General features: G+C 64.4%; 10 protein-coding genes. 5 read left to right on the top strand and 5 right to left on the bottom strand.

Annotated elements, in window-relative coordinates; translation table 11 throughout:
* Nucleotides 1-11 precede the first annotated feature (11 nt).
* A complete protein-coding gene (locus WCB02_RS31790) occupies nucleotides 12-869 on the bottom strand; it encodes a hypothetical protein (protein ID WP_423964434.1) in 858 nt (285 codons plus the stop codon).
* A gap of 245 nt (nucleotides 870-1114) precedes the next feature.
* A complete protein-coding gene (locus WCB02_RS31795) occupies nucleotides 1115-2389 on the bottom strand; it encodes an NAD(P)/FAD-dependent oxidoreductase (RefSeq protein WP_423964437.1) in 1275 nt (424 codons plus the stop codon).
* 475 nt (nucleotides 2390-2864) lie between these two features.
* Between WCB02_RS31795 and WCB02_RS31800 the strand changes: the two genes are divergently transcribed.
* The 5 genes from WCB02_RS31800 (at nucleotide 2865) to WCB02_RS31820 (ending at nucleotide 7489) form a co-directional block, all read left to right on the top strand.
* Entirely contained in the window at nucleotides 2865-4037 is a 1173-nt protein-coding gene (locus WCB02_RS31800; protein WP_423964439.1) for an ABC transporter substrate-binding protein, read from the top strand.
* A gap of 88 nt (nucleotides 4038-4125) precedes the next feature.
* The gene (locus tag WCB02_RS31805; RefSeq protein WP_423964441.1) at nucleotides 4126-5043 is read left to right on the top strand and encodes a branched-chain amino acid ABC transporter permease; all 918 of its coding nucleotides are present in this window, start codon (nucleotides 4126-4128) and stop codon (nucleotides 5041-5043) included.
* Nucleotides 5040-5987 (top strand): branched-chain amino acid ABC transporter permease, encoded by a 948-nt coding sequence (locus WCB02_RS31810; RefSeq protein WP_423964443.1) that lies wholly within the window; start codon nucleotides 5040-5042, stop codon nucleotides 5985-5987. Before WCB02_RS31805 ends, WCB02_RS31810 begins: the two co-directional genes overlap by 4 nt.
* Nucleotides 5980-6747, top strand: a complete 768-nt coding sequence (locus tag WCB02_RS31815; RefSeq protein WP_423964446.1) for an ABC transporter ATP-binding protein — start codon at nucleotides 5980-5982, stop codon at nucleotides 6745-6747. The genes WCB02_RS31810 and WCB02_RS31815 overlap by 8 nt, the downstream gene beginning before the upstream one ends.
* A 40-nt stretch (nucleotides 6748-6787) precedes the next feature.
* On the top strand, nucleotides 6788-7489 hold the full coding sequence (locus WCB02_RS31820; protein WP_423964455.1) for an ABC transporter ATP-binding protein: 702 nt from the start codon (nucleotides 6788-6790) through the stop codon (nucleotides 7487-7489).
* A gap of 75 nt (nucleotides 7490-7564) precedes the next feature.
* Here WCB02_RS31820 and WCB02_RS31825 read toward each other — a convergent pair whose 3' ends face one another.
* From WCB02_RS31825 to WCB02_RS31835, 3 genes are all read right to left on the bottom strand, one after another.
* Nucleotides 7565-7783, bottom strand: a complete 219-nt coding sequence (locus WCB02_RS31825; RefSeq protein WP_423964449.1) for a hypothetical protein — start codon at nucleotides 7781-7783, stop codon at nucleotides 7565-7567.
* A 1-nt stretch (nucleotide 7784) separates the two neighbouring features.
* A complete protein-coding gene (locus WCB02_RS31830; protein WP_423964451.1) occupies nucleotides 7785-8147 on the bottom strand; it encodes a hypothetical protein in 363 nt (120 codons plus the stop codon).
* 101 nt (nucleotides 8148-8248) lie between these two features.
* On the bottom strand, nucleotides 8249-8479 hold the full coding sequence (locus WCB02_RS31835; RefSeq protein WP_423964453.1) for a hypothetical protein: 231 nt from the start codon (nucleotides 8477-8479) through the stop codon (nucleotides 8249-8251).
* Between the last annotated feature and the right edge of the window lie 50 nt (nucleotides 8480-8529).

Below are 8529 nucleotides of genomic sequence, written 5' to 3' on the forward strand. Positions count from 1 at the left end.
GCCGGGCCGCGTCAATGCGGCCGGTGGTGAACCAACCCGGGATGCGGCTCGGCGACGTGGGCCGCCGACGGCGGCCTGGCGACCTTGGCCCGCAACGCCGTATTGGCGACGGCCTTGACCGCCGCAGCCTGCTTTTGCGCAACCATGTGTTCGGCAACCAGTTCCGCCGAGAAGCGGCTGATGGTGTCCGGATCGGTAATGATCGACTGGGTGTTGTTTTGTGCCTTGAAGCCTGCGCCGCCGGGGAAGTCCTTGACGACAAAGGTCCCCTCGCCGGAGGCCGACCAGTTGGTCGATCCTTCGCCGGCGACGCGGCCGTCCGCCACGAACCCCTTGGTGTGGCTGATCTGGTGTGTCGCCGACTGGCCGATGCTGAACTCCTGCACATGTGTCTTGGTGACAAAATGCGTGTTGAACAGCGCGAGGTTGTGCTGTCGATCGGCATCCAGCAGCGCCTTCTCGTGCGGCCCGTTCGCTTGGCTCTTGTCCAGCGTGACCAGCATCGTGATCGATGCGTCGAGCGCGATCTTCATCAGGATGTCGTTGAGTTCTTCGTCATCGAACCCGAACATGTTGAGATAGAGCGAGATGCTGACCCGCGACAGCACGTGCTTGAGGATGTTGTGGACGTCGTCGCGCCCGACATAGAATAGATGAAAGTCCCTGCTCGCAGTGGTCGCGAACACCCTCTCCTGGGTATAGGGCTGCAAGTCCAGCAGGTCGAACCTCTGCAGGCTGACCGATGGCAGGTCGATCGCATTGATGACGGTCGATTTGGGCGGCGTCGTTGGCGCCGTTTCCTGCGCCACCGGTGCGGGGGCGACCGGCATGGCTGCCGTGACGGGTACGACGAGCGGCGCCGGCGCCATGGGCATGACGGCCGCTACGGCCGGCGTTGCCGCCGCTGCTGCCAAGCGTCCGTTTCGATGAGTTCGTCTTGCGGATGGACTGCCGGACCTGCGTCCCGTCCGCTTCGTCCTGGCTGCTGCTTTCGCCACGGCGCGGCCCCCTGTCGCTGCGCGACGCTAATAGCGCGACGGTAAATCGTCAATCTAACATTGAAAACCGTCTCGATGCACGCGACGTACCGGGCATGCGCCACGATACGCCGCCTTCAGCGTGTTACCTTGCTTGAGCCCTGGGTTATCAGCCGCGCGGCGCGCTGGTCGCGCAGGTAGTTCCACAGCCAGCTCAGCGCGACGCTCAACCGGTGGCGCAGGCCGATCAGGAAGTAGATGTGGGCGATGCCCCAGATCCACCAGGCGATCGCGCCGCGTAGCCTGATGCGTCCGAAATCGATCACCGCGTGCCCCTTGCCGATCTGCGCCAGGCTACCGGCGTGCTTGTAGCGGAACGGACCGAAGGTCTTGCCGCCCAGTCGAGCCCTGATGGTTGCGGCGACATGGCGCCCCTGCTGCTTGGCCGCCGGCGCGATGCCCGGCACCGGTTGGCCGTGCCATGCGGGGATCGTGACGGTGTCGCCGATCGCGAAGATGTCCGGATGATCGGGCACGGTCAGATCCGGCGCAACCTGCAGCCGTCCGGCGCGGTCCGCCGGCGCGCCGAGCCATTCGGCCGCGGGTGACGCGCGTACGCCGGCGGCCCAGATCATGGTCCTGGCCTCCAACCTGTTGCCGCCAAAGACGACGCCGTCGGCATTGCAGTCGGTGACGGCCTGGCCCAGCATCACTTCGACGCCGATATCTTCCAGAGAGCGTTGGGCATAGGCCGACAGCATGTCGGGAAATCCCGCGAGCACGCGCGAGCCTGCTTCGATCAGAACGACGCGGGCCTTGCGGGTGTCGATGTTGCGGAAGTCGGGCCGCAAGGTCGCGTGTGCCAGTTCGGCGATGGTGCCGGCGAGTTCGACGCCGGTCGGGCCGGCGCCGATGATGACGAAGGTCAGGAGCGCCGCGCGCTTGTCCGGATCGTTCTCGCGCTCGGCGCGCTCGAACGCGACCAGGATGTGGCGGCGCAGCGTGGTGGCGTCCTCGAGCGTCTTCAGGCCCGGCGCGAACGGCTCCCATTCGTCATGACCGAAATAAGCGTGGCGGGCGCCGGTCGCGAGCACCAGCGTGTCGTAGGGCAGGCGGCTGCCGTCATCGAGCACGACGTGATGGTCCTGCGCATCGATGCCGGTCACGGTCGCAAACAGCGTCGTCACTTCGGGGCGGTCGCGGAAGAGATAGCGGATCGGCCAGGCAATCTCGGAGGTCGCCAGCGACGCGGTGGCGACCTGATACAACAGCGGCTGGAACAGGTGATGGTTGCGGCGATCGATCAGGGTGATGGCGACCGGCGCGCCGGCCAGCCGATAAGCCGTCTCGAGCCCGCCGAATCCGGCGCCGACGATCACCACGCGATGGAGATGTGCGGGCGTTGCAGTCATGAGATCGCGACCTTCGGTTTGCTTGCCCAAGCTGCATTAAGTGCACGCTTCGTCTTTTGCTCCAATGCCGTTGTTGCAATGGCGCGATAAGCCAGACGCATCGTCGGTCCCCGGAAAAGCGGCCCTTTGCCAGGGGCGGCCAGCCACTGGCATCCGGACCAGCGACGGAGCCATGCCGGTATTTGGCGGAAGCCGCGAGGGTCTTGTCCGAGGCGGCATGGCGCGGCCCGTTCGCCTCAACCAAACGGGAACTATGGTTCTTGCCTTCGCCAGTTCCTGCGAATTATGGTGCACGCAACGGACCGACGGTTCCTGACACGCTGCCTCAGGTTCGGGCGTACCGCGGCTTTGGGACCTCGCGCAAAAATCGCGTCGGACGCGAATGCAGGAGACATCGGACAATGGGGCCTTTGCGGGTTTTGAAAGAATGGAAGCGGTCACCGGCGCGGCACGGTTCATGAGGAGGGGACGTGAAATGAAATCGGCATTTTGGCTTGCGGGCGCCGCAGCGCTGGCGCTGGCGAGCCCGGCATTTGCGGGCGATACCATCAAGATCGGCTTTGTCTCCACCTTCAGCGGGCCGACCGCCGTGATCGGCAACGACATGCGCAATTCCTTCGAGCTCGCGCTCGACCATCTCGGCCGCAAGATGGCCGGCAAGCCGGTCGAGGTGATCTATGAGGACGACCAGCAGAAACCGGATATCGGCAAGCAGAAGACCGAGAAGCTGGTGCAGTCCGATCATGTCGACTTCATCGCCGGCTATATCTGGTCGAACGTGCTGCTCGCCTCGCTGAAGTCAGCGGTGGACTCGCAGACATTCCTGATCTCGGCCAATGCCGGGCCGTCGCAGCTCGCCGGCGAATTGTGCTCGCCTTACGTGTTCTCGACCTCCTGGCAGAACGACCAGACGCCGGCCGCCATGGGCCTCTACATGAACCAGAAGGGCGTCAAGTCGGTGTTCCTGATCGGACCGAACTACGCCGCCGGCAAGGACATGCTGGCCGGCGTCAAGAGCACCTTCAAGGGCCAGGTCGTGGGCGAGGAATATACGGTATGGCCGAGCCAGCTCGACTTCTCCGCCGAATTGACCAAGGCGCGCAACTCCAAGGCGGAGTCGATCTTCGTTTTCTATCCGGGGGCTGCCGGCGTGCAGTTCCTGAACCAATATGCACAGGCCGGTCTGAAGGCGCAGATGCCGCTCTACACCGCCTTCACCATCGACGAATTGTCGCTGCCGCTGCAGAAGGACAACGCAATCGGCGTTCCCGGCGCGCAGGAATGGGTCAACGACCTGCCCAACGACCAGAACAAGACCTTCGTCGCCGACTATCGCAAGAAATATCCGAACCTGCGGCCGACCTATTACGGTGCGCAGGCCTACGACGCCGCGCAATTGATCAACAGCGCGGTGGTCGCAGTCGGCGGCGACACCTCCAAGAAGGACGCGATGAAAGCCGAAATGGAGAAGGCGGACTTCAAATCGCTGCGCGGGCCGTTCAAATACGGCAACAACCACGTCCCGATCCAGAATTTCTACCTGCAGGACGTGGTCAAGGACGCCGATGGCCAGCTCGCGCTGAAGACGGTTGCGACCATCGTCAAGGACGATCAGGATCGCTTCCACGATAGATGCCCGATGAAGTGAGCACGGATCTTGCTTAGGACATTTGCTGGAGACGGCGGCGGCGCGCAGGTGCCGCCGCTGTTTTGTCGGGATTTGGCGTAAACGACCCATGCTGCTGCTCGTCGAACAGATCCTGAATGGCCTGCAGTTCGGGCTTTTGCTGTTCCTGCTGGCGGCGGGATTGACCCTGGTGTTCGGCATCATGGACCTCGTCAATCTCGCCCATGGCTCGCTCTACATGATGGGCGCTTATTTCGCCGCGACGTTCGTGGCCTGGAGCGGAAGTTTCGTGCTGGGTGCCATTCTCGCGCTCGGCGCCACCCTGCTGCTCGGCGTCGTGCTGGAATATGTCGCGCTCCGGCATCTCTACGGCCGGGATCATCTCGATCACGTGCTGGCGACCTTCGGGCTGATCCTGTTCTTCAACGAGGCGGTGCGCCTGATCTGGGGGCCGGCCGGGCTGGCGCTGCCGCTGCCGGCATGGCTGACGGTGCCGGTCCCGATCCTGCCCGGCTTCTATTATCCGGCCTATCGGCTGGCGATCATCGTCGTCGCGCTGGCAGTGGCGCTGCTGCTCTATCTCGGGGTGATGCGGACCCGGGTGGGCATGCTGATCCGCGCCGGCGCATCGAACCGGGAAATGATCGGTGCGCTCGGCATCAACATCCAGCTCCTCTACACGCTGGTGTTCGGGCTGGGTGCCGCGCTCGCAGGTCTTGCCGGGCTGATGCAGGCGCCGATCCTCACCGTGCAGATCGGGATGGGCGAGAACATCCTGATCCTCGCCTTTGTCGTCATCGTGATCGGCGGCATCGGCTCGATCCGCGGCGCGTTCCTGGCCGCGATCCTGGTCGGCCTGATCGACACGCTCGGCCGCGCCTTCCTGCCCGATCTGCTGCGGCAGGTTCTGAGTTCGGCCACGGCGTCGACCGCGGCGCCCGCGCTGTCCTCGATGCTGATCTATCTGTTGATGGCGATGGTGCTGGTGGTTCGCCCCGAAGGGCTGTTTCCGGCCACCCGACGATGAAGGCGTCCTTCAACGTGCGGAACGTGGTGGCGGTGCTGGCGGTCATCGGCCTCGCCCTGCTGCCGCTCTATTCCTGGGCGGCCGGCGACATCTTCATCCTGACGCTGTTCACCCGCATCGTGATCCTGGCGCTGGCAGCAGTCAGCCTCAACCTCATCATGGGCTATGGCGGCATGATGAGCTTTGGCCATGCCGCCTATCTCGGCATCGGCGGCTACGCGGTCGGCATGCTGGCGCAGGAGGGCATCGGCTCCGGCTTTGTCCAGTTTCCGGTGGCGCTCGCGGCGTCGGCGATCTACGCGCTCGTGATCGGCGCGCTGTCGTTGCGCACCCGCGGCGTCTATTTCATCATGATCACGTTGGCCTTTGCGCAAATGGCCTATTACGTCGCCTCGGGCCTGGCGCGCTATGGCGGCGACGACGGCCTCACCATCGACAGCCGCAGCGACTTTTTCGGCCTCGTCAATCTGTCGAACCGCGTGCAGTTCTATTACCTCTGCCTCGCCTGCCTGTTCGGCGTGATCTTTTTGATCTGGCGCATCGTCAATTCGCGCTTCGGCCTCGTGGTGCAGGGCCTGCGCTCCAACGAGCAGCGCATGCAGGCGATCGGCTTCCCGGCCAAGCGTTACCAGCTCGTCTGCTTCGTCATCGCCGGCACCATGGGCGGCCTCGCCGGCGCGCTGCTCGCCAACAACACCGACTTCGTCAGCCCCGCCGTCATGTATTGGACCCGTTCCGGCGACCTCATGGTGATGGTGATCCTGGGCGGCATGGGCTCGCTGTTCGGGCCGGTGATCGGCGCGGTGGTCTATCTGGTGCTGGAGGAGATGCTGTCGCGGGTCACCGAATATTCCGGGCTGATCATCGGTCCCCTGCTGCTCTTGATCGTGCTGTTCGGGCGTGGCGGCATCATGGGCCTGCTCGGGAGGCTGACCCGTGGCTGAGCCCTTGCTCCGCGTCGACAATCTGGTGCGCCGGTTCGGCGGCATTCTCGCCACCGACCACGTCTCGCTCGATGTCGTGCGCGGCGAGTTGCACGCCATCATCGGTCCGAACGGCGCCGGCAAGACCACGCTGATCAGCCAACTCACCGGGCACTTGGCGCCGCATGGCGGCAGCATCCATCTCGCCGGCCGCGACATCTCGCGGCTGCCGGCCTTCCGGCGCAGCGCGCTGGGGCTGGCGCGCTCGTTCCAGATCACGTCGCTGTTGCCTGATTTCACGGCCGCCGACAATGTCGCGCTGGCGGCGCAGGCCCATGACGGGCATTCCTTCCGCTTCTTTGGCAATGCGCGCAAGGAGCCGGCGCTGCGCCGCGCCGCACGGGCCGCGCTGGAACGCGTCGGGCTGGGTGCGCGCGCCGATGTGCTGGTCTCCAGGTTGAGCCACGGCGAACAGCGCGAGCTCGAACTGGCGGTCGCGCTCGCGACCAGGCCGCAGCTTTTGCTGCTGGACGAACCGATGGCGGGACTGGGCATCACCGAATCCGCGCGCATGGTAAAACTGCTCTCCGAGCTCAGGCGCGAGGTCACCATCGTGCTGGTCGAGCACGACATGGAGGCGGTATTCGCGCTCGCCGACCGCATCTCGGTCCTGGTTTACGGTCGCGTCATCGCCTCCGGCGTGCCTGCCGAAATCCGCGGCAATGACGAGGTCAGGCGCGCCTATCTCGGCGATCAGCACGTGGTGACGCGCCGTGTCTGATCCAAGCTTGCCTGATCCAACCAAGTCTGACGCGATTCCTCTGCTGCAGGTCGAAGAGATCGAGACCTGCTACGGCCTGAGCCAGGTGCTGTTCGGCCTTTCGTTGTCGATCGCAGCCGGCGAAATGGTGTCGCTGATGGGCCGCAACGGCATGGGCAAGACCACCACCATCCGCTCGATCATGGGACTGACGCCGGCGCGTGCCGGCGCGATCCGCTTCGGCGGCCGCGACGTGCGCCGGCTGGCCTCGTTCCGGATCGCGCAATTGGGCATTGGGCTGGTGCCGGAGGGCCGCCAGATCTTTCCGAACCTCACGGTGCGCGAGAATCTCGTCGCCGCCGCCAGCAACCGCCTGCAATCGCCCGATCCCTGGACGCTGGACAAAATCCACGCGCTGTTTCCACGGTTGGCCGAGCGCGGCGCCAACATGGGCAACACGCTGTCCGGCGGCGAGCAGCAGATGCTCGCGATCGGGCGCGCGCTGATGACCAATCCGCGCCTGCTGATCCTCGACGAGGCGACCGAGGGCCTCGCCCCGTTGATCCGCGAGGAAATCTGGAACTGCCTGTCGATGTTGAAGGCAAAGGGTCAATCGATCCTGGTGATCGACAAGAATGTCGAGCATCTGACCCGTATCTGCGACCGCCACACCATCATCGAGCGCGGCCGCACCGTGTGGAGCGGCACTTCGGAGCAATTGATGGCTGCGCCCGACCTGCAGCACCGCTATCTCGGGATTTGAGGCTTGATCGAAGCGCCACAATCAGTGTCTTCCTGCACCTCTCCCGGGGAGGGGTGCAGGGAAGACCGAGCCCGCTCAGCCCCGCGAGGCGAGCTGTAGTTCCATCAGCGCGATCCGTTGCAGCACCGCCGGATTCCATTCTCCGGTCTTCGCGGTGCGCAGGATCGATTCGGCAAGCACTTGCACATGCGCCGAACTCACCGGCTCGGGCAGCGTGGCAGTCGACGCTTGCAGCGCAGCCGTCATGGCCTCGATGACTTCCGGCGAGAACGATGCGTCGGAAAAGTCCTTCATGTCAGTCCACCGGCGGCTGCGCGCTCGCTGCGCAAGCTGTGAAAAACAACACAACCCGGCCGCGCAAGACGACAAACTTCGCCCACAGCCACGCGAACCAGTCGAGCGTCAATAGCCTGGGCTTGACCAGCTCGAACAGCCGCTCGACCACAAAGATGCTCGCCGCATAGGCCGCGACGATCATCCCTGTACCGGTAAGCCAGTGCCCGTTGCCGGCAATTGCAACCGCTGCGAGTTTGAGCGGCTCGACCACACAAAGCGGTACCAGCACCAGCGCAAGCGATTGATACGGCCCGAGTGTCTCGATCGCGCGGCGCCACCCGCGGCGCGCGACGTGCTTCTGTCCGGATGAATCGAACGACATCGCTGCGATCTTTCCAATCAATCCCTGATAACATCACATCGCGGGCTTGGTTCCATGCCATGCGCCGGATCGCACGCAGCGCCTGGGCGGCACATCCCGCCTCAGAGCAATTTCACGATTCTCAGGCCCGTCACCTCATGCTTGTAGCGCGGCGAGACCGGCGAGATGCTGTCCCACTGGATCACGAGGCCGCTGGCCGCGGCCTCGTCGAAGATTTCGAGCACCGGCTTGATCTGGTGCAGCAGGCGCTGCTTCAGATCGGCGGCGACTTCAACGTCGGATTTGGTCGTAACAAGCTGGACGACAGGTTCTGAATCTTCGGTGTTGGCCATCTTTTTCAAGTCCATTTCGCGATTGTCTTACAGTCATCGGATCGGCCCCT

The organism is Bradyrhizobium sp., assembly GCF_049581145.1.
Taxonomy (GTDB): Bacteria; Pseudomonadota; Alphaproteobacteria; order Rhizobiales; family Xanthobacteraceae; genus Bradyrhizobium.

Coding starts and splice junctions, on each gene's coding strand:
- WCB02_RS31790 (WP_423964434.1), bottom strand. CDS start 869: ATGGCGCCGGCGCCGCTCGTCGTACCCGTCACGGCAGCCATGCCGGTC.
- WCB02_RS31795 (WP_423964437.1), bottom strand. CDS start 2,389: ATGACTGCAACGCCCGCACATCTCCATCGCGTGGTGATCGTCGGCGCC.
- WCB02_RS31800 (WP_423964439.1), top strand. CDS start 2,865: ATGAAATCGGCATTTTGGCTTGCGGGCGCCGCAGCGCTGGCGCTGGCG.
- WCB02_RS31805 (WP_423964441.1), top strand. CDS start 4,126: ATGCTGCTGCTCGTCGAACAGATCCTGAATGGCCTGCAGTTCGGGCTT.
- WCB02_RS31810 (WP_423964443.1), top strand. CDS start 5,040: ATGAAGGCGTCCTTCAACGTGCGGAACGTGGTGGCGGTGCTGGCGGTC.
- WCB02_RS31825 (WP_423964449.1), bottom strand. CDS start 7,783: ATGAAGGACTTTTCCGACGCATCGTTCTCGCCGGAAGTCATCGAGGCC.
- WCB02_RS31830 (WP_423964451.1), bottom strand. CDS start 8,147: ATGTCGTTCGATTCATCCGGACAGAAGCACGTCGCGCGCCGCGGGTGG.
- WCB02_RS31835 (WP_423964453.1), bottom strand. CDS start 8,479: ATGGCCAACACCGAAGATTCAGAACCTGTCGTCCAGCTTGTTACGACC.